Raw genomic sequence first — 19,318 nt, 5'->3', positions numbered from 1 at the left:
CTCGTGCAAAGAGACAATAGCCTTGGTCTGCGGACGCCATCTGCCTCTCAAGTTAGAGGCTGTCGCGTTGGATAAGGACGATTGGCCGGAGGTCACGGTCGCGTCTGTGGTTCTTCCGCATTCGGACGGCCGATCGCGATCGTGAACGAGGGACAATTTCGTGCGTTCTTCCACGCACAAGACCAAGGTTAATCCCCGAACATCTCGGCAACGCCCGGTGCGGCGTCAGCCTCGCCCGCGGACCTGCGGCGTGGGCAGATCCTCGCGGTCTCCGAGAAGCCGGCGGCCGGAGACCAGCACCTGCACGATGTGCGCCTCGGCGCCGAAGGCGCGGGCTCGCGATTCCAGTTGACGCAGTTCGGCGATGAGCTCCGCTTTCGGACGGCCCGCATCGCCCAGCGCACTGACGACGAGGTCGGTGACGGCACGCTTGAGCGGTGCGACCTCCGTCACGTCGAACTTGAACAATTCCTGCATCGGCACCGATCCGAACTGATTTCCGCAGAGTAACGCGAGGCCCCTGCATTGCGGTTCGGATTTGCGAAGGATTGCGCTTGAACTGTGACAGCGCCGCCCTCGTCCACCGTCTTCACGGAGTCGGAGCGTTTTGGTACGGACGATCTGCAAGACACGCCGCGCTGTATTCGTAAATGCCTGAACGAGCCCGGTTGCGACCTGCCGCGACGCGCTCTCAAGCTCCGGCGAGATCGCGGGCGGCCGCGACGACCGCGTCGATTCGGGCGTGGTGGAGCATGTGGCCGATGCCCGCGAGCGTGCCGAGACGCGCGCCCGGGATCATCCGGGCCGCGAGGCGCCCGTGAAGGTGCGGGTTCACGACGATATCCGCGTCGCCGGTCAGGATATGAACGGGCGCGCGCAGGCTCGGGTAGGACAGCGCGCTCCGGGTCAGGCCGGGCCAGAGAGCGGCCGCGTCCTCACCGTTGGCGATCATCGCCGCGGGCCGCCGCGCATGAGAGAACGGAAAGCGGGCCCTCATCGAAGGCGGCATCGCCTGCGGCAGAAACATCGCGCGCCAGAGCAGCGGCAGCAATGCCGGATCGATCGCGGCGCCGGGGCCGTGGGCGAGGACGTCGCCGGAGACCGGCACGGCGCGCGGGCCGAACAGCACCTGCTCGAGCCGCAACTCCGGGAAGCAGATCGGCGCGAGCGCCAGCACGCCGGCGACGCCCTCGGGCCGGCCGTGGCCGATGGCGAGCGCCACGGCGCCGCCGAAGGAGTGCCCGGCGACGAGGGGCCGGCGCAGGCCGAGGACGTCCATCGCCTCGGCGAGGATCTCGGCCTGCCGCCAGGGCGTGGCGTCGGCGAGCCGGCCGCGCGAGCTGCCGCCGTGGCCCGGCCGGTCGAAGGCGACCACGCGGAAATGCCGCGCGAGCGCCGCCATCGGCCCGAGCCACATGTCCTCCAGCATCATCAGGGAACCGTGGATCAGGACGAGATCCGGCCCCTCGCCGGCCTCGACATAGGCGACCCGGCGACCGGACGGCGTGGTGAGCGCGGCGCGCGCGATCGGATCGGCGTCGAACTTCGGCCGGATCACGATCTCACGAGCCTGCGCCAGCGGCAGATCCATCGAAATCTCTATCGCACCGCGGCAGAACCGCATTCCCATGGCAACCCCGCTCGCGCGCCGGGGTTTCGTGCTGCGACGCAGCGCCCCCGGGGCGGCGCCTTGGCCTCATGTCCGTCTTTGCAGAAGCGGCGGCATGGTCCTATCAGGGCCGGCCTGCCGTTCGATGCGGCTGCGCAGAGCCCAGACGCCCCATCTCAGCCCGGAGCCGCCACCGCGATGCGGGATGCAAACGCCATCGACTTCTGGCGGGGCCTCGCCCTCGTGACGATCTTCATCAACCACATCCCGGGCAACACCTTCGAGCGCTACACCTACTCGCAGTACGGCATCTCGGACGCGGCCGAGCTGTTCGTGTTCCTGGCCGGATGGTCGATCGGCATCGCGACCCGGACCCGGGACGGACGGCCGGAGCCGGCGCTGCGGTCGGTTCTGCGGCTGATGTCGCGCACGATCGAGGTCTACCGGGCACAGATCACCGTGATGGCGATAGCGCTCGCCCTGATCGCCGGCACCGCGCTCCTCCTCGACAACCCGCTGATCCTCGAGTGGCACAATGCCGGAACCTTTTTCGCGGACCCGATCCAGACCATCGTCGGGATCGTGCTGCTGACGCACCAGCTCGGCTTCTTCAACATCCTGCCGCTCTACGTGGTGCTGCTCGGCATCGCGCCGGTCTTCATCCTGCTCGCGCGGGTGAGCCGCCTCGCGGCGCTGGCCCTCTCGACGGGGCTCTATCTCACGAGTCTCGTGGAGGAGTGGAACCTGCCTTCCTGGCCGGGCCAGGGCGACTGGTTCTTCAATCCGCTGTGCTGGCAGCTCCTTCTCGTGCTCGGTTTCGTGCTGGAGGACTGGAACCGAAAGTCGGACACGCTGCGCCGCTGGTCGCGGCGGCTGACGCCGATCGGGATCGGCATCGTGCTCGTCGGCATCGTGCTGTCGGTGCTGGAGCTGAGGCCGGACCCGCTGCTCGTCCCCGAGCCGCGCCTCATTTTCACCTTCGACAAGACTTACCTCTCGCCCGCGCGGCTCATCCACTTCCTCGGCGTGGTGCTCGCGTTCCAGGCGGTCTACGCGATGCTGGCGCCGCGGATCGGCGTCGTGGTCGGATATCTCACGAGTCTCGGGCGGAACTCGCTTGCGGTGTTCTCCATGGGATCGGTATTCAGTCTGGCCGGTCAGCTCTTGCGGTTCTGGACGGGTGGTGGCCTCCTGATCGACGTTGTCATCTTCGCAACGGGCCTGTTCGCACTGGGTTTCACCGCATGGTTCGTCGAATGGCGTTCCCGCAAGCAACCGGCCCGGGCGTGAAAGCGGTCACCGGCAGCCTGCGTCCGGCCCTGCTCGCGCTCCTCGCGCTGCTCCTGGCAGCCCCGAGCGGCGCTCAGGAGCCCGCGCCGGAGGTGGCGCGCCCGGCCCCCACCGTCGTCTCGCCGCCGACCGCGGCCGCCTCACCCGCCGGCGAGGCCCTCGACCCGAGCCTCTCGCCCGAGTGCCGTGTGCCCGGCTCGAAGCTCTACACCCTGGCCAAGCTCCAGGCCGTGAAGGCCGCGCTGAAGGAGAAGCGGCCGGTGCGGGTGCTCGCCGTGGGCTCGAACTCGGCCGGCCCCGGCGCCTCCGCGAGCTACCCGGTGAAGCTCGAGACCGCGCTGGAGCGCTCGTTGCCGGACGTCGACGTGGTGGTGGAGGCGCGCGGCCTCCAGGGCGAGATCGCCTCCGGCGCCGCTGAGCGCCTGCGCAGCATGGTCGCGGACGTCGAGCCCGACCTCGTGGTCTGGCAGGTGGGCACGCACGACGCTCTCGCCCGGGTGGAGCTCGACGCCTTCGCCGACGCGCTCGACGAGACGGTGCGATGGATCAAGTCGCACGACATCGACGTGGTGCTGGTCGATCCCGTCTACACGGCGAGCCTCGCGCAGGACGAGTACTACCTCAGCATCGTGCACAAGGTGCAGGAGGTGGCCGCCCGCGAGCGCGTGCCGCTGGTGCAGCGCTACGCCGCTATGCGCTTTCTCTCCGGCCGCACCGACAAGAGCGAGGACCACATGCTGGGGCGCCAGTTCCGCCTCAACGACCTAGGGCTGCGCTGCATGGCCGAGCACGTGACACGGGCGATCACCCTCTCGCTGCTCCAGCCCGACGCGACCGGCACGGCCGGCCCCGTCCTCGGCAAGAGTCTCCAGCCGGCGGCCAAGGACGGTACGCCCGGTCCACAGGTCAATCCGACGCCGGACGCCCATTGAGGGCGGCGCCCGCCCGCCCTTAACCCGACCTCAAGGGCCCGTCCGGTAAGCGGGTCTGTCGGACGGCCGCGCGCCGCCCTCACGCTGCGCGGGAGCCAGCATGGCAGCGGGTCCCACACTCGGCACGGCCGTCAGCCGCATCCGGGCCGTCCGGACGGGACCGGCCCGGGCGGCGCTCGACGTGTTCGCAATCCGCATCCTTGCGGCCGGCCTCGCCTACGCCGCACAGGTGCTGATGGCCCGCCTGATCGGCGGCGCCGAGTACGGCGTCTTCGCGACGACCTGGGTGTGGGTGGCGATCCTCGGGCACACGGCGACGCTCGGCCTCTCGCAGGGCGCCTGCCGCTTCCTGCCGGCGCTCCAGGCACGGGGCGAGTTCTCCGAGGCCCGCGGATTCCTGCGCGCCGCCGCATCGCTGACAGTGCTTGCCGGGCTCGCCGTCGCCGCCCTCGGCCTCGTGATCGTCAACCTCGACACAGCTCTGGCCGCCGGCCCCTACGGCACCCCGCTCGTGATCGCGGCACTCGTGCTGCCGCTCTTCGCGCTGCAGGATCTCTGCGAGGGTGTCGCGCGCAGCCAGAACTGGGCGGTGCTCGCGATCGGCCCGCCCTATCTGCTGCGGCAGGGCCTGATCATGGCCGCGATGGCCGCCGCGATCCTGCTCGGGGCACCGGGCGAGGCCTGGGTGGCGCTCGCCTGCACGCTGGTCGCGACCGGCATCGCCGCGACGGTTCAGGGATTGCTCCTGCTGCGTCGGCTGCGGCGTAGCCTGCCGCCGGGTCCGCGCCGCTACCGCTGGCGCGCCTGGCTCTCCGCCTGCCTGCCGATCGCCGCCACCGACCTTGCCGGAGCGGCGTTCAGCTTCGTCGACGTGGTGATCCTGGGGCTGCTGATGCCGCCGGAGGCCGTCGGCGTCTACTTCGCAGCGACGCGCATCCAGCAATTCGTGCTCTTCGTGCACTACGCGGCCTCGGCGGCGACAGCGCAGCGCTTCAGCGCCGCGCAGGCGCTCGGCGACCGGGCGGCGCTCGCCCGCCTCGTCGCCGCGCAGACCCGCGCCACCTGCGCGGCGACCCTCCTCGTCGGTCTCGCGGTCGTCGCGGCGGGACCGCCGCTCCTCGGCCTGTTCGGACCTGATTTCGCGGCGAGCCTGACGCCTCTCGCCATCCTCGTGGCGGGAAGCGTCGCGGCGAGCCTGTTCGGGCCGGGCGAAGATCTGCTCACGATGCTCGGCGGCGAGCGGCTCTGCGCCGCGATCACGCTTGGCCTGCTGGGCGTCGCCGCGGGCGCCTGTGCCCTCCTGATCCCCTGGTTCGGCGTGACCGGCGCGGCGCTGGCGATGGCCGCCGCCACGACCCTGCGCGGGCTGGCGATGGCGCTCGCCGCGCGCGCCGTCCACGGCCTCGCGACGCCGGTCTGGTCGGGCTTGACGGCAAGGACGCAGCCATGATCCCCCTGCCCCGCCCCGGCGCCCTGCGCGTCGAGCACCTGAGCCTCGCCGAGCTCGAAGCCTCGGGCCCGGCCTGGGACGATCTTTTTCTGCGGGCGGACAGGCCGCATCCGCACGCCTCGCGCCACGTCCTCGCGGCGCACCGGGCGGCGGGTCTCGCGTCGTCCTCCGGGCGCATCGTCACGGTCTGGCGCGGCGACCGACTCGCCGCCGCCCTGCCCTACGAGATCCGCCGCGATCTCGCCGGCCTCGGCGGACGCCTCGCGCGGCCATTCCTCTCGCCGCTCGTCACCGCGACGGCACCGCTCGTGGCGGCGAAGTGTGACGACGGCGTGGTGTTCGCCGCGCTCGCGGCGGGTCTCGCGGAGGCGTCGAACGGGGCCGCTTGGCGCTGGCCACTCCTCGCGATCGCGTCATCCGCCGGCGCCGGGCTGATCGCGGCGCTGCGGGCGGCCGGCTGGCAGATCGGCACGGTCTCGTCGTTCGAGAGGCCGGTGTTGGAGCGCCGCCCGACCTACCAAGCCTTCCTCGACGGCCACCCGCACCGCTCCCGGCTGAAGGACCTGCGGCGGCGGGAGCGGCGGATGGCGGACCTCGGCACGGTCGCCTTCGAGACGGCGACCGGCGGCGCGGCGCTCGAACGCGCGGTGGAGGCGTTTCTCGCGCTGGAGCGGGCGGGCTGGAAGGGCGCGGCCGGCACGGCGATGGCTTGCCGGCCGGCGACGCAGGCGCTGGCCGGCACCCTCTTCGCGGAGGCGGATGGCCCGGTCCGGGCGCGCGCCGACACGCTGAGCATCGACGGGCGTCCCGTCGCGATCAGCCTCGCCCTCGTCGGCGCGGGCACCGCGACGCTCCTCAAGACCGCCTTCGACGAGAGTCACCGGGCGCTCGCCCCCGGCCTGCTCCTGGAGGAGCGGATCGTGCGGGCGCTGCACGAGACCGGCTTCGCGGACCGGCTCGACTCGGCGAGCCTCGCCGGTTCGGCTCTCGAGGGCCTCTACCGGGACCAGGAGGTGATCGCCGAAATGATCGCGCTCCCGCCCGGCTGCGGCGGCCTCTCGCTCGCGCGCCGCCTGCGCCTCGCGCGCTTCGAGGATGCGGCCCGCGCCGAGGCGAAGCGCCTCCTGCGCCGCCGCTGAGAGCGACCCCGCCTCGGCGAGGTCGCCCGGAGTTCTTCAGGCGACCTTGCGCGGCACGAGGCGCTCGCTGCCGAGCGCCTCGTCGGCACCGGAAACACCGGCCTCGGTGTACTCGGCGTCCTCGTTGACGCGCCAGATGTCGTGGCGGCGATGGCCCGCGAGAATGTTCTCGACGGTGAGCATCGCGGTCATCATCGCGTGATCCTGGTTGTTGTACTTGTGCATGCCGTTGCGACCGACGAGATGCAGGGTCGGGAAGTCCCGCTCCAGTTCCATCCGCACCATCGCGACGTTCTGCCGGTAATCCTCGTCGTAGACCGGGTACGCCTTCGGCTGGCGCACCACGCAGGCATCGACTACGTCCTCCGGCGCCACGAGGCCGATCCGGCCGATCTCGCGCTTTGCCAGCGCCACGAGGTCGGCGTCGGGCGCGTTCCAGAGGCCGTCGCCCTCGAAGCAGAAATACTCGAGGCCGAGGCAGGTGAAGGCGGGATCCGGCACCATCTCGGGCGACCACGAGCGGAAGTTCTGCACGCGGCCGACCTGCACGGAGGGGTCGTGGATGTAGATCCAGTTGTCGGGGAACTCGTGCCGGGCGCGCGCGATCAGCGCCACGGTGAGGAAGTCGCGGTACTGGAGGGCGCGGGCGTGGAACGTGCTGATCGGGCGCGGCTTGATCGCCTCGACGAGTTCCCGCACCGGCGCGGAGGAGATCACGTTGCGGGCCGTGTAGGTCTCGCGCGAGCCGTCGCCGCGCAGCACCGAGACCGTCCAGACGCCGGTCGGCGCGTCGTAGCTGAGGCCGTCGACCCCGCGGTCGAGCAGCACCCGGCCGCCCTGCCGGGCGATCTTGGCGGCGGCAGCCTCCCACATCATGCCGGGGCCGCGCCGGGGGTATCGGAACGACTCGATCAGCGTCTTGATCACCGGCTCGCCGGGCTTCGCCCTCGCCTTCAGCCCGAGCGAGCGGGTGAGCGCGTCGCGGATGGCCGCGCCGAGGTCGAGGCCCTTGATGCGCTGAGCCGCCCAGTCGGCCGAGATCGCGTCGCAGGACATGCCCCAGACTTTCTCGGTGTAGGTCTTGAAGAAGATCGAGAACAGGCGCTCGCCGAACTGGTTGCGCACCCAGTCGTGGAAGCTCCGCGGCTTCGGGATCGGCCGCGCCCGGGCGTAGAGGTAGGAGGCGACGCAGGCGGCGCTCTGCAGGAGGCCGAGATTTCGCAGCGCCTCGAACGCCTTGAGCGGGTAGGCGTAGTACCGGCCCTTGTAGTAGATCCGCGACAAGCGCGGCCGGTCGATGAAGTCGTCGGGCAGGATCTCGTCCCAGAGGTCGACCACCGCCTTCGACTTCGAGAAGAAGCGGTGGCCGCCGATGTCGAACAGGTAGCCCCGATGCGACACGGTGCGGCTGATGCCGCCGACCTGGTGCGGATCGCGCTCCAGCACGGTCACGTCGCGCCCGTGCTTCGACAGGAGGTATCCGGCCGTGAGCCCGGCGGGACCGGCGCCGATGACCAGCGTCTCGGTGTGGTAGCTCATTCCCTGCTCCGGCATCGGGCCCCCGCCCGCGCGCCGAGACGGCGCGGTTTGGCAGCAAGCTTGCAGGGCGGATGGTTAAGGAAGCTCTGCGGCGCGCACGGGCGTCGCGCTTTCGGCAGGGTTGACGGGAGCTTAACCCGGACCCGCTAGGATCGCGCCCAAGGATCACGGAGGCTCCCCGGGGCGCCGCATGGCTACGTTCGAGACACGCGTGGGGCGCGGACCGTGCTGAGCGCCGCATCCCCCGACCTCGAAGCCGCCCGGCCGGCGCGGCTGAGCCCGAACCTCCTCGCCTGGCTCCTCGTCGCGGTCTCGGCCCTCACCCTGAACTGGCTGGCCGACATTCCGGCGACGATCGCGCAGGTCGCCGTCCGCGACACCGACGACGCCATGCGCCTCGTCGAGGTCCGCGATCTCGTGATGGGCCAGGGCTGGTTCGACAACACGCAGTACCGCTTCGTGCCGCCGGAGGGTGTGCCGAGCCACTGGTCGCGCCTCGTCGACGCGCCGCTGGCGGCCCTGCTCTGGCTGCTCACGCCGCTCCTCGGGCAGCATCTGGCCCTCGGCGTCACCGCGGCCTTCTGGCCGCCGAGCCTCTTCGCGGTCTTCGCCTGCCTCCTCTACCGCGGCGTGCGCGCGCATTTCGGGACGCTCACCGCCATCCTGGCGATCGTGGCTGCCCTCCAGACGCTCGGACTGACGCTCCAGTTCGCACCGGGACGGGTCGACCATCACAACGTGCAGCTCATCGCGATGCTCGGCCTCGCGCTCTGTCTCGCGCACGGCGGCGGCCGGGCCGGCGCGGCGGCGGGCGCCGCGACCGCCCTCTCCCTGGCGGTCGGCCTCGAAGCGCTGCCCTTCATCGCGGTCGCGGCGCTGTTCCTGATGCTCGACTGGGTGCGGCTCGGCCGCGAGCGCCTGCCCGCCTTCGTCGGCTTCGGCGCCGTCCTCGCCCTCTGCGCGCCGCCGCTCTTCGCGCTCCAGACCGCGCCGCATCTCTGGTCCGTGGCCGCCTGCGACGCGCTCTCGCCGCCCTGGCTCTGGCTCGCCGTGGGCGGCGGCCTCACCGCCCTCGCCTGCGCCGCCGCCGACGCGCGGCTCGCCACGCCCGCCGCGCGCCTCGGCTTCGCGGGGATCCTCGGCGGGCTCGTCGTCGCGGGCTTCGTCGCGCTCTACCCAGCCTGCCTCGGGGGCCCTTTCACCGGCATGCCGCAGCTCGTGAAAGACAAATGGCTTCACACCGTCAACGAGATGACGCCGCTCGCCACCTTCCTCGAATCCGGGCGCTGGGAGATCGTCGCCTTCTTCCCGGCTCTGCTGCTCGCCGCTCTCGTCGCCGCCTGGCAGGCGCGTCGCGGCGCGCCGGAGCGGCGGCGCTACTTCCTGGTCGCGGCCCTGTTCCTGTGGCCCGGCCTCGTCATCGGCGCCTTCCAATTCCGAGGCACCTACATCCCGATGGGCCTCCTGCCGCTCGTCGCGGCGCCGGTCTTCGCGCGGGCCGTCGCGCTGGCGGGCGAGGCCGGCGTCTCGGTCGCGCGGCGGCTCGGCGTCGCCGCGATGGCGGTCGGCCTCATCAGCTCGGTCTGGACGCTTCCCTTCTTCGCCGCCGCGCTCCTGCACCCGCTCGAGGCGGAGGAGCGGGGCGAGACGGCCCTGCGCTGCCTGACGCCTGCCGCGGTGGCGCCGCTCGCCCAGCTGCCGCCCGGAACGATGCTCGCCCTCATCCGGATGGGGCCGGCGATCCTCCTGCACACGCCGCACGCGATCGTCGCCGCGCCCTATCACCGGGCGCTCACCGGGCTCACCGCCGGCATCGAGAGCCTCGGCGGCAGCGAGGCTGACCTGCGCCGCCACGCCGGGGCGCGCGGCATCACCTACGTGGTCGCCTGCCCAGGGCAGCCTGCCCCCGACACCGGGCCCGAGACGGCCTTCGCGACACGCCTCGCAGAGGGCGGGGCAAGCGCCGGCTGGCTCGAGCCCCTGGACGTGCCCGGCACCTTCCTGAAGGTCTGGCGGGTGCGCTGACCTTACCGGACGATCCGGTCGAGCCGGTTGTTGACGAAGAAGTAGAGTTCCTTGGCGCCGGGCTCGTTGTAGAGAACCTGAACCTCGCGTCCCGCCCGGCCCTCGCCGAGGAGGACGTCGGTCGGCGGCTTGCCCTTGAGCCGCACGAGGTCGCACTCGCCGATCCCCGGCTCGATCGCCGCGGCCGTGGCCGGGGCCGGGCCGCTGCACTGCCCGTCCGGCCCGAGGACGGGCCCGCTGAACGCGGGCGCGGCGGGAGGCGGCACCGGCCTCGCAGGGCTCGATGGCGGCGGGGGCGCGGCGCGCTCCGTGCTCTGGCAGGCCGCGAGGCCGGAGGCGAGGAGGAGGGCCAGCAGGAACGGGCGGGCGGCGGTTCGGCTCACGGCATGTCCTTGTGCGTCTCGTTCGTCGGCCGCGCCCCTTGAGGCTGCGGGGCGCTCGCCCGCGCCTTGAGCGCCGACGCGTAGAGGTCGGACACGTCCTGCCGGAACGCGGCGCGGGCATCGGGGCGCGAGTAGAACATGTGGCCGCCCGGGTACACGGCGAGGCTCAGGCGCTTCTCGGGCCCGTAGCTCGGCATCTGGTCGATGATCAGCTTCGAGGTGAAGTAGGGCGTCACCAGGTCGGTGAAGCCGTGGGCGACGAGGACGCGGAAATTGCCGTCGAGCGCCAGCACGCCGCGCAGGGCACCGACCGATTCCGGCGCGCTGCGGCCGCCGCCCCAGCTCCAGCCGCGGTTCACCGCGCCGCTGAGGAGTTCGTAGCGCATGTTCGGCACGCGCCAGTTCAGGCGCTTGCCGTAGAGGTCGATCATCGCACTCGTCAGCGGCGCCTGGATGGCGGTGAGCAGCGGGTCCTCGAAGCCCGAATGCGGTGCGTTCGGCTCCGGGTCCCAACCCGTGACGCCGGTATCGTAGGCGCTCGCGACCCGGCCCGCGCGCCGGTCGATCTCCCGCTGCACGCTGTGCGAGGTCAGCCGTCCGGCCTGCGCGCGCACGAAGGCGGGATCGAGGCCCGCCAGCGCGGCGACCCGGTCGGACAGGCGCGACACCGCCTCGGCGTCGCCCGGCCCCTTCAGGAGGTCGGTCAGGTAGGCGCCCGTCGCGTAGTTCTCGGCCTCGGCGAGATTGCCGCGGGTCGGCACGGTGCCGCGGCGTTCCAGGGCGGCGGCAGCGAAGGACGGGAGCCGCGTGACGTAGCCCCAGGGGTTGGTGCGCGCGGGCTGCAGCCAGCCGAAATCGAGGACCGGCGAGAGCAGGACCATGCCGGAGAGGCCGACGCCCACGTCCTCCTGCAGCTTCGAGGCGATCAGCGGCCCGCGGAAGCCGCCGTAGCTCTCGCCGACGAAGAATTTCGGCGCGCCCATCCGCTCGTTGGCGCGCAGGTAGCGGGCGATGGCGGCGGCGAGCACGGAGGCGTCGGAATCGATGCTCCAGTACTTCTTGGCGTCGCCGTCGGCGGCGCGGCTGTAGCCGGTGCCGACCGGGTCGATGAAGACGAGGTCGGTGAAGTCGAGCCAGGTCCCGTCGTTCGGCACCAGCGCGACGGGCTGCGAGGGGCTGATGCTGGCCCCGTCCGCGGGCAGGCGCCAGGGCCCGATCGCCCCGATGTTGAGATAGGCCGACGCTGCGCCGGGCCCGCCGTTGAGGGCGAAGGTCACCGGGCGCTCCGCCTCGCCCTGGCGGGCCGGCCGCGTGAAGGCGATGTAGGCGATCTCGGCCTGGAGCTTGCCCGCCTCGTCGACGAGGGGCAGGCTGCCGGCCACCGCCGTGAAGGCGAGCGTGCGCCCGTCCGGCAGGGTGACGCTGTGCTCGGTCGTCGCATCCGGCGGCAGCTTTCGCCCCTCCGGCCCGCGCTGCTCGGCCTGGCGCTGCGGCGGGCCGCCCTGCGGCACCGCCTCGGCCCGGAGCGGGGCCGGCGCGGCGAGGACGAGGGCCAGCACCGTGGCGAGGGCTGTGAAGCGCGTCATGGCGTTCCTCCGTGCCGCGGCGGAGCGCGGTTCTCGACTGATGGGCCTCAGGCCTTCTTCTGCCAGCGCCCGCTATCGTCCTGCTGCCAGTAGGCGACCGTGTGGCCGCCCTCCTTCGCCTCGCGCCACTGCTCCCGGGCGCGCAGGAGCGCGTCCTGGTCGGTCCCGTCGAACAGGATGCAGATGCGCTCGTACGAGCCGGGGTCCGGCGGTAGGTCGGCCCCCTCCACGAGGAACCGGATCGAGGCGGTGTTTGGGTTCGTCTCGCGCAGCGTCAGCACCACAGGCTGGATCGCCGCGTCGGCGTCGCGGTCGGTGCCGTGGGGCAGGAAGCTGTCGTCGCTGTAGGTCCAGAGCTGGTCGTCGATGGCCTGCAGGCGCTCCTCGCTTGCGGCCTGCACCGCAGCGCGCCACTTCCGCTCCAGCGAGCGCTCGAGGAGGTTGGGCAGCACCTTCTCCAGGGGCTGGCGCTGCATGTGGTAGAACAGGATCTCGGTCACGGAACGGAGATTTAGGCTCGACCGCGCCGAAACCCAACCGGCCCCCGGCCCGCGCGCGACGACGCAGCGTCGCAGCCCGGGCTCAGACCAGCCGGCTCTGCTCGATCGCGGCGGCGACGAAGCCCTTGAACAGCGGGTGCGGCTCGAAGGGGCGCGACTTCAGCTCCGGGTGGAACTGCACGCCGATGAACCAGGGATGCCCCTCGTGCTCGATCGTCTCCGGCAGGAGCCCGTCCGGCGAGGTGCCGGAGAAGCGCAGGCCCTTGGCCTCCAGGCACTCGCGGTAGGCCATGTTGACCTCGTAGCGGTGCCGGTGGCGCTCGGAGATTTCGGTCGCGCCGTAGATCTCGGCGATCTTCGAGCCGGGCCGCAGGTTCGCCGCGTAGGCGCCGAGGCGCATGGTGCCGCCGAGGTCGCCGGCGGCGGCGCGGCGCTCCAGCTCGTTGCCGCGCAACCACTCGGTGAGAAGGCCGACCACCGGCTCGGGCGTGTCGCCGAACTCGGTGGAGTTCGCGTCAGCGATGCCGGCAAGCGAGCGGGCCGCCTCGATCACGGCCATCTGCATGCCGAAGCAGATGCCGAAATACGGAATCTTGCGCTCGCGGGCGTAGCGGGCCGCCCGGATCTTGCCCTCGGCCCCGCGCTGGCCGAAGCCGCCCGGCACAAGGATGCCGTTGAGCCCTTCGAGGAACGGCGCCGGGTCCTCGCGCTCGAAGACCTCGGACTCGATCCACTCCAGGTTGACCTTGACCCGGTTGGCGATGCCGCCGTGGGTGAGCGCCTCGGTCAGCGACTTGTAGGCGTCCTTGAGACCCGTGTACTTGCCGACGATGGCGATCGAGACCTCGCCCTCAGGGTTCTTCACCCGCTCCGAGATGGTCCGCCAGCGCTCCAGCTTCGGCTCGACCGCGGTGTCGATGCCGAAATGCGCGAGCACCTCGCGGTCGAGGCCGGCCTCCCGGTAGGAGAGCGGCACGTCGTAGATCGAATCGACGTCGCGGGCCTCGATCACGGCCGTCTCGCGCACGTTGCAGAACAGGCCGAGCTTGCGCCGCTCGTCGGCCGGGATCGGCCGGTCGCAGCGGCAGAGCAGCATGTCGGGCTGGATGCCGATCGAGCGAAGCTCCTTCACGGAGTGCTGCGTCGGCTTGGTCTTCAGCTCGCCGGCGGACGGGATGTAGGGCAGCAGCGTCAGGTGCACGAAGGCGGTCGCGCCGCGGGGCAGCTCCTGGCCGAGCTGTCGGATCGCCTCGAAGAAGGGCAGGCCCTCGATGTCGCCGACCGTGCCGCCGATCTCGACCAGCACGAAGTCGAACGCCTCGTTGCCGTCGAGCACGAACGCCTTGATGGCGTTGGTGACGTGCGGGATCACCTGGATGGTGGCGCCGAGATAGTCGCCGCGCCGCTCCTTGGTGATGATGTCGAGGTAGATCCGGCCCGTCGTGATGTTGTCGGCCCGCGTCGCCGGCACGCCGGTGAAGCGCTCGTAATGCCCGAGGTCGAGGTCAGTCTCGGCGCCGTCGTCGGTGACGAAGACCTCGCCGTGCTGAGTCGGGCTCATCGTGCCCGGATCGACGTTCAGGTAGGGGTCGAGCTTGCGCAGCCGGACCTTGTAGCCGCGGGCCTGGAGGAGGGCCGCGAGGGCCGCCGAGGCGAGCCCCTTTCCGAGCGAGGAGACCACGCCGCCGGTGATGAAGACGTACCGCGTCATGGGCCTCGGTCCTTAACGAATGCTCGGTGATTTGCCAAACCGCAAAACGCCCGCGGCGCGCGATCCTTGTGGAACGCGCAACGCGAGGTTACGGCCTTGAACGGGAAGGATATTTCTCAACCGACGTCGGCAGGTTCCCGGAGGCCGACGCCGGCGCCGGACGGTACGGGCCGTCCCGCGCTCAGCGCGATTGCGGTGCGTCGGGCGGCCCGGACGGCGCCGGTGCAGGCGCGGCGGGCGCGGGTGCCGCCGGCGCTGCGGGAGCAGGCTGCGCGGCCCCCTCGCCGCCGCCCTGGCGGCGGAGCGTGTCGAGCAGGTTGTCGGCGTTCGGGGCGGGCTGCGCCGGCTGGGTCGTTCCGGCGCCCTCGAGAATCGACTTCGGCGCAGCGCCCCGGTGCGACATCACGGCCAGCGTCATGCTGGTGGCGAAGAACAGGGCGGCGAGGATCGCCGTCGCCCGGGTCAGGGCGTTGGCCTGACCGCGCCCGGTCATGAAGCCGGAGACGCCGCCGCTGCCGCCGCCGCCGAGGCCGAGGCCGCCCTCGGAGCGCTGCAGCAGCACGACGGCGATGAGCGCCAGCACGATGAGAAGATGAACGACGATCAGGACGGTCTGCATCAGAATTCCAGAGGCGGCGTGCGCCACCCGACGGTCGGGGTCGCCAAAACGCGCCGGGCCGACGCGGCGAGGCATCGGCCCTGATGTCGCGCGCCATTACACCAGATATGCCCTGCCGCCAACCGCGCAACCGCGTGGCGCGGGCTCCCGGAAGGGCTCAGGCGTAGGCCGCGGCGATGCCCAGGAAGTCCTCGGCCACGAGGCTCGCGCCGCCCACGAGCGCCCCGTCGACGTTCTCGACCGCCATCAGCTCGCGGGCGTTGGCGGGCTTCACCGAGCCGCCGTAGAGGATGCGGATGCGCGCGGCCTCGGGGCCGACCAGCCGCTCCAGCATCTCGCGGAGCGAGGCGTGCACCTCGGCGATGTCGCTGGGCGTCGGGGTCAGCCCGGTGCCAATCGCCCAGACCGGCTCGTAGGCGATGACCGTGTCGGCGCCCGTCGCGCCCTTCGGCACGCCGATGCCGAGCTGGGCGCGCACGATGTCGAGGGTCCGGCCCTCCTCGCGCTCGTCCTTCGTCTCGCCGACGCAGATGATCCCGCACAAGCCCGCCCGCCGGGCGGCGAGCGCCTTGGCGTGGACGCCGTCGTCGGTCTCGTGATGGTAGGCGCGCCGTTCGGAATGCCCGACGATGACGTAGGTCGCGCCGAGGTCGGCCAGCATCTCGGCCGAGATCGAGCCCGTGAAGGCGCCGCTCGGCTTGGCGTGCAGGTTCTGCCCGCCGATCGCGATGTTGGAGCCGTAGGAAGCGGCGACGCAGGAGGCGATCAGCGTGGAGGGCGGGCAGATCAGCAGGTCGATCCGCTCGGTGAGGGCCGGCGTCAGCCCTCGGCGGACCTCCTCGACCACGGCGACCGAGCTGCGGGTCCCGTTCATCTTCCAGTTGCCTGCAACCAGAGGGCGCCGTCCCTGCCGTGTCATCGGTGTCCTTCGCTGTACGCAACGGTTGCCGGGGCCTACCAGAGCAAGCTTGGGCGTGCAAACGGTGCGTGCCCTTTGCTGACGCCCCCGGATGGTCTATCGCGGGCAACCGCGATTTCTATAACACGACCCGCCCGCCGCGAGCGCCGCCCGCGCGGGCGCGACCACAGACAGGCCCGTGTCCCGATGCTCCAGAACATGCGCAGTGCCAGCCAGCACTGGCTCGGCAAGATCGTTCTGACGATCGTGTTCACGCTGCTGATCGCGGGCGTCGCGATCTTCGGCGTCGAGGAGTTCTTCCGCGGCGGATCGAGCAACACCGTCGCGACGGTCGGCAAGACGCCGATCTCGGCCGAGGCGGTGCGCAGCGCCTACCAGAACCAGCTGCAGCGCTACCAGGCGCAGCTGCGCCGCAACCTCACACCCGACCAGGCGCGGGCGCTCGGCCTCGATCGGCAGGTCCTGTCGCAGCTCGTGACCGAAGCCTCCCTCGACCAGAAGACGCGCGACCTCGGCCTGTCCGTACCGGACTCCGCGGTGCTGCGGGCGATCCACGAGGAGAAGTCCTTCCAGAACGCGGAGGGCAAGTTCGACCCGTCCCTGTTCTACCAGACCCTGCAGCGAGCCGGGCTGAACGAGGCGCTGTTCGTGCGCGAGCAGCGGGCCGTGATCGCCCGCCTGCAGCTCGCCGAGGCGGTTGCCGCGGACGTCCACGTTCCGGAGGCGATGCGCGAGGCGGTGCATCGCTACTCGACGGAGCGCCGCGCCGCCTCCTACCTGCGGCTGCCGCCCTCCGTGGCGGGCGAGATCCCCGCCCCGACCGACGCCGAGCTCGAAGGCTACTACTCGGCCAACAAGGCGAGCTTCCGGGCGCCGGAGCGGCGCAGCGTGAACCTCCTCGTCCTCAGCCCCGACGCGCTGGCCAAGCCCGAGGCGGTGACCGATGAGGAGATCCGCAAGGTCTACGACGGCGAGAGGGACCGGTTCGGCTCGCCCGAGCGCCGCACCATCCAGCAGATCGTCTTCCCGGACGAGGCGGCGGCCGAGGTCGCCCGCAAGCAGATCGAGAGCGGCGAGAAGCCGTTCGAGGCGGTCGCGATCGAGCGCGGCAATGACCCAAAGAGCCTGTCCCTCGGCACCCTGACGAAGGCCGAATTGTTCGACCCGGCGGTGGCCGACGCAGCGTTCGCGCTCCAGCAGGGGGCGGTCAGCCAGCCCGTGAAGGGCCGCTTCGGCACCGTGCTCCTGCGCGTCACCGCCATCGAGCCGGAGAGCCGCAAGCCGCTCGCCGAGGTCGAGCCCGAGATCCGCAAGGCCATCGCCGACCAGCGCGCACGCAGCAACATCGACGCGGTGCACGACGCCATCGAGGACCAGCGCGCCGGCGCGAAGCCGCTCGCCGAGATCGCCAAAGAGCGCGGCCTGCCCTTGGTCGCCGCCGAGTCGATCGATGCCCAGGGCAAGGACCCAGCCGGGCAGACCGTCGCCGGCATCCCCGATCCCGACACGACCCTGCCGGCGATGTTCCGCTCCGAGATCGGTGGCGACAACGAGCCGCTGCGCACGAAGACCGGCGGCTACGTCTGGTTCGACGTGACGAAGATCGACCCCGCCCACGACAAGCCGCTCGCCGAGGTCCGCGACCAGGCCGTGGCGGGCTGGAAGGCGGCGGAGGTGACGCACCGGCTCGGCGTGAAGGCGCGGGAGCTGCAGGAGCGTCTCGACAAGGGCGAGACGCTGGAGGCCGTGGCCGCCTCGGTCGGCCTGAACGTCCAGACGGTCTCGGATCTCGCCCGCAACCAGTCGAAGGACGACCTCGACGCCGACGTCGTCGGCCGTATCTTCGCGACCTCCGTGGACAAGACCGCCTCCGCCCCCTCGGGCGAGTCGCGCATCCTGTTCAAGGTCACCTCGGCCACGATGCCCGCCTACGTGCCGGGCAGCCCGACCGACAGGACGATCGAGGCGAACTTCCGCACGGCGCTCGCCGACGACATCCTCGGCGAGTACATCGCCGAGGTGCAGAAGAAGGCCGGCGTCAGCGTCAACCAGGCCGCCTTCCGGCGCGCGATCGGCGGCGAGTACTGACACGGCATGGCCACCGACAGCGCCTACGCGGCCTTCGCGGCCGGCTACGAGGCCGGTCGCCCGGCCCTCCTCGACATCCGCCTCGTCGCCGACCTGGAGACGCCGGTCGCGGCCTTCCTGAAGCTGAGGGCGTGCCATGCGGGCACGGCCTTCCTGCTCGAATCCGTCGAGGGCGGCGCGGTGCGCGGGCGCTACTCGATGATCGGTCTCGACCCGGACCTCGTCTGGCGCTGCCGGAACGGCCGCCCCGAGATCACCCGCGGCCCGGACCTCACGGAGTTCGCGCCCGACGACCGGGCGCCCCTCGACAGCCTGCGCGCCCTGATCGCCGAGAGCGCGATCGGCGAGGAGGCGGGCGCCGACCTGCCGCCGATGGCGGCGGGCCTGTTCGGATATCTCGGCTACGACATGGTGCGCGCCATGGAGGCGCTGCCGGAGCCGAACCCGGACCCGCTCGGGGTGCCGGACGCGGTTCTGGTGCGGCCCCGGGTGATGGTGGTGTTCGACGCGGTGCGCGACATCATCACCGTGGTGAGCCCCGTGCGGCCCGCCCCAGGCGTCACCGCGCGCGCGGCCTACGAGACGGCGCTCGCCCGCCTGGAGCGGGTCGCGGCGGCGCTCGAGGGCCCGTTGCCGATCGAGGCGCGGGCCGACCTCTCGAACGTCGCGCCGCCCGAGCCCGTCTCGAACACACCGCCCGCCGACTACGCCGCCATGGTGGCGCGGGCTAAGGAGTACATCGTCGCGGGCGACATCTTCCAGGTCGTGCTCTCGCAGCGCTTCGAGGCGCCCTTCACGCTGCCCGCCTTCGCGCTCTACCGCTCGCTGCGGCGCACCAACCCGGCCCCCTTCCTCTGCTACCTCGACTTCGAGGGTTTCCAGGTCGTCTGCTCCAGCCCCGAGATCCTGGTGCGTGTGCGCGACGGGCGGGTCACGATCCGGCCGATCGCGGGCACCCGCCGCCGCGGCGCCACGCCCACCGAGGACCGGGCACTCGCCGAGGAGCTGCTGGCCGACCCGAAGGAGCGCTCCGAGCACCTGATGCTGCTCGATCTCGGCCGCAACGACGTCGGCCGCGTCTCGCGGATCGGCAGCGTCACGGTCACCGGCTCGTTCTTCCTGGAGTACTACAGCCAGGTGATGCACATCGTCTCGAACGTCGAGGGCGACCTCGATCCGGCGCGCGACAACCTCGACGCGCTGGCGGCGGGGTTTCCCGCCGGCACGGTCTCCGGCGCGCCGAAGGTGCGGGCGATGGAGATCATCGACGAGCTGGAGCGCGAGAAGCGCGGGCCCTACGGCGGCTGCATCGGCTATTTCGGGGCGCGCGGCGAGATGGACACCTGCATCGTCCTGCGCACGGCCATCGTGAAGGACGGGCGCATGCACGTCCAGGCGGGCGCCGGCATCGTCTACGATTCCGACCCGGCGGCCGAGCAGCAGGAGTGCGTCAACAAGGCGAAGGCCCTGTTCCGCGCCGCCGAGGACGCGGTGGTCTTCGCGGCCCAGGTCCGGCGCGGGCAGTAGG

Annotated in this window: 16 protein-coding genes; 7 read left to right on the top strand and 9 right to left on the bottom strand. The window is 71.8% G+C overall.

Annotated features, from left to right (window positions below):
* Window positions 1-225: 225 nt before the first annotated feature.
* A complete protein-coding gene (locus MOX02_RS13665) occupies window positions 226-477 on the bottom strand; it encodes a hypothetical protein (protein WP_147026341.1) in 252 nt (83 codons plus the stop codon).
* 214 nt (window positions 478-691) lie between these two features.
* Complete coding sequence (locus MOX02_RS13660) at window positions 692-1,591, bottom strand: alpha/beta fold hydrolase (RefSeq protein ID WP_147026340.1); 900 nt, start codon at window positions 1,589-1,591, stop codon at window positions 692-694.
* Window positions 1,592-1,807: 216 nt separating this feature from the next.
* Between MOX02_RS13660 and MOX02_RS13655 the strand changes: the two genes are divergently transcribed.
* The 4 genes from MOX02_RS13655 to MOX02_RS13640 all read left to right on the top strand — a co-directional run bounded on the left by MOX02_RS13655 (window position 1,808) and on the right by MOX02_RS13640 (window position 6,420).
* Window positions 1,808-2,899 (top strand): OpgC family protein, encoded by a 1,092-nt coding sequence (locus tag MOX02_RS13655; RefSeq protein WP_147026339.1) that lies wholly within the window; start codon window positions 1,808-1,810, stop codon window positions 2,897-2,899.
* Window positions 2,866-3,831: an SGNH/GDSL hydrolase family protein gene (locus MOX02_RS13650; protein ID WP_373866743.1), complete on the top strand. Its 966-nt coding sequence runs from the start codon at window positions 2,866-2,868 to the stop codon at window positions 3,829-3,831. Before MOX02_RS13655 ends, MOX02_RS13650 begins: the two co-directional genes overlap by 34 nt.
* Window positions 3,832-3,931: 100 nt before the next feature.
* Window positions 3,932-5,281: a lipopolysaccharide biosynthesis protein gene (locus MOX02_RS13645; protein WP_147026338.1), complete on the top strand. Its 1,350-nt coding sequence runs from the start codon at window positions 3,932-3,934 to the stop codon at window positions 5,279-5,281.
* Entirely contained in the window at window positions 5,278-6,420 is a 1,143-nt protein-coding gene (locus tag MOX02_RS13640; RefSeq protein ID WP_147026337.1) for a GNAT family N-acetyltransferase, read from the top strand. Before MOX02_RS13645 ends, MOX02_RS13640 begins: the two co-directional genes overlap by 4 nt.
* A 36-nt stretch (window positions 6,421-6,456) precedes the next feature.
* Here the strand turns inward: MOX02_RS13640 and MOX02_RS13635 are convergent, their stop codons facing one another.
* Window positions 6,457-7,959, bottom strand: a complete 1,503-nt coding sequence (locus MOX02_RS13635) for an NAD(P)/FAD-dependent oxidoreductase (protein ID WP_147026336.1) — start codon at window positions 7,957-7,959, stop codon at window positions 6,457-6,459.
* 225 nt (window positions 7,960-8,184) lie between these two features.
* Between MOX02_RS13635 and MOX02_RS13630 the strand changes: the two genes are divergently transcribed.
* Complete coding sequence (locus tag MOX02_RS13630; protein ID WP_238179311.1) at window positions 8,185-9,984, top strand: hypothetical protein; 1,800 nt, start codon at window positions 8,185-8,187, stop codon at window positions 9,982-9,984.
* 2 nt (window positions 9,985-9,986) lie between these two features.
* Here the strand turns inward: MOX02_RS13630 and MOX02_RS13625 are convergent, their stop codons facing one another.
* The 6 genes from MOX02_RS13625 to tpiA form a co-directional block, all read right to left on the bottom strand.
* Window positions 9,987-10,367: a hypothetical protein gene (locus MOX02_RS13625; RefSeq protein ID WP_147026335.1), complete on the bottom strand. Its 381-nt coding sequence runs from the start codon at window positions 10,365-10,367 to the stop codon at window positions 9,987-9,989.
* Window positions 10,364-11,953, bottom strand: a complete 1,590-nt coding sequence (locus MOX02_RS13620) for a S10 family peptidase (RefSeq protein WP_147026334.1) — start codon at window positions 11,951-11,953, stop codon at window positions 10,364-10,366. The genes MOX02_RS13625 and MOX02_RS13620 overlap by 4 nt, the downstream gene beginning before the upstream one ends.
* Window positions 11,954-12,000: 47 nt before the next feature.
* On the bottom strand, window positions 12,001-12,453 hold the full coding sequence (locus MOX02_RS13615) for a DNA polymerase III subunit chi (RefSeq protein ID WP_147026333.1): 453 nt from the start codon (window positions 12,451-12,453) through the stop codon (window positions 12,001-12,003).
* 82 nt (window positions 12,454-12,535) lie between these two features.
* Window positions 12,536-14,164 carry a CTP synthase gene (pyrG, locus tag MOX02_RS13610; protein WP_147026332.1) on the bottom strand — a complete coding sequence of 543 codons (1,629 nt, stop codon included), beginning with the start codon at window positions 14,162-14,164 and terminating at the stop codon, window positions 12,536-12,538.
* A gap of 181 nt (window positions 14,165-14,345) precedes the next feature.
* Window positions 14,346-14,783 carry a preprotein translocase subunit SecG gene (gene secG, locus MOX02_RS13605; protein WP_147026331.1) on the bottom strand — a complete coding sequence of 146 codons (438 nt, stop codon included), beginning with the start codon at window positions 14,781-14,783 and terminating at the stop codon, window positions 14,346-14,348.
* 157 nt (window positions 14,784-14,940) lie between these two features.
* Window positions 14,941-15,702, bottom strand: coding sequence for a triose-phosphate isomerase (tpiA, locus tag MOX02_RS13600; RefSeq protein WP_147026330.1), 762 nt, complete (start codon window positions 15,700-15,702; stop codon window positions 14,941-14,943).
* 186 nt (window positions 15,703-15,888) lie between these two features.
* Here tpiA and MOX02_RS13595 point away from each other — a divergent pair, with 186 nt between their 5' ends.
* Window positions 15,889-17,790, top strand: coding sequence for a peptidylprolyl isomerase (locus MOX02_RS13595; RefSeq protein ID WP_147026329.1), 1,902 nt, complete (start codon window positions 15,889-15,891; stop codon window positions 17,788-17,790).
* A 6-nt stretch (window positions 17,791-17,796) separates the two neighbouring features.
* The gene (gene trpE / locus MOX02_RS13590; protein WP_147026328.1) at window positions 17,797-19,317 is read left to right on the top strand and encodes an anthranilate synthase component I; all 1,521 of its coding nucleotides are present in this window, start codon (window positions 17,797-17,799) and stop codon (window positions 19,315-19,317) included.
* Window position 19,318: the final 1 nt, after the last annotated feature.

The sequence above is a fragment of the Methylobacterium oxalidis genome (genome assembly GCF_007992195.1).
GTDB classification, from domain to species: domain Bacteria; phylum Pseudomonadota; class Alphaproteobacteria; order Rhizobiales; family Beijerinckiaceae; genus Methylobacterium; species Methylobacterium oxalidis.
Note: the sequence above shows the minus strand (reverse complement) of the source record. Positions and strands in the feature narration are given on the sequence as shown.

Coding starts and splice junctions, on each gene's coding strand:
- MOX02_RS13665 (WP_147026341.1), bottom strand. CDS start 477: ATGCAGGAATTGTTCAAGTTCGACGTGACGGAGGTCGCACCGCTCAAG.
- MOX02_RS13660 (WP_147026340.1), bottom strand. CDS start 1,591: ATGGATCTGCCGCTGGCGCAGGCTCGTGAGATCGTGATCCGGCCGAAG.
- MOX02_RS13655 (WP_147026339.1), top strand. CDS start 1,808: ATGCGGGATGCAAACGCCATCGACTTCTGGCGGGGCCTCGCCCTCGTG.
- MOX02_RS13650 (WP_373866743.1), top strand. CDS start 2,866: ATGGCGTTCCCGCAAGCAACCGGCCCGGGCGTGAAAGCGGTCACCGGC.
- MOX02_RS13645 (WP_147026338.1), top strand. CDS start 3,932: ATGGCAGCGGGTCCCACACTCGGCACGGCCGTCAGCCGCATCCGGGCC.
- MOX02_RS13640 (WP_147026337.1), top strand. CDS start 5,278: ATGATCCCCCTGCCCCGCCCCGGCGCCCTGCGCGTCGAGCACCTGAGC.
- MOX02_RS13635 (WP_147026336.1), bottom strand. CDS start 7,959: ATGAGCTACCACACCGAGACGCTGGTCATCGGCGCCGGTCCCGCCGGG.
- MOX02_RS13620 (WP_147026334.1), bottom strand. CDS start 11,953: ATGACGCGCTTCACAGCCCTCGCCACGGTGCTGGCCCTCGTCCTCGCC.
- pyrG (WP_147026332.1), bottom strand. CDS start 14,164: ATGACGCGGTACGTCTTCATCACCGGCGGCGTGGTCTCCTCGCTCGGA.
- secG (WP_147026331.1), bottom strand. CDS start 14,783: ATGCAGACCGTCCTGATCGTCGTTCATCTTCTCATCGTGCTGGCGCTC.
- tpiA (WP_147026330.1), bottom strand. CDS start 15,702: ATGACACGGCAGGGACGGCGCCCTCTGGTTGCAGGCAACTGGAAGATG.
- MOX02_RS13595 (WP_147026329.1), top strand. CDS start 15,889: ATGCTCCAGAACATGCGCAGTGCCAGCCAGCACTGGCTCGGCAAGATC.
- trpE (WP_147026328.1), top strand. CDS start 17,797: ATGGCCACCGACAGCGCCTACGCGGCCTTCGCGGCCGGCTACGAGGCC.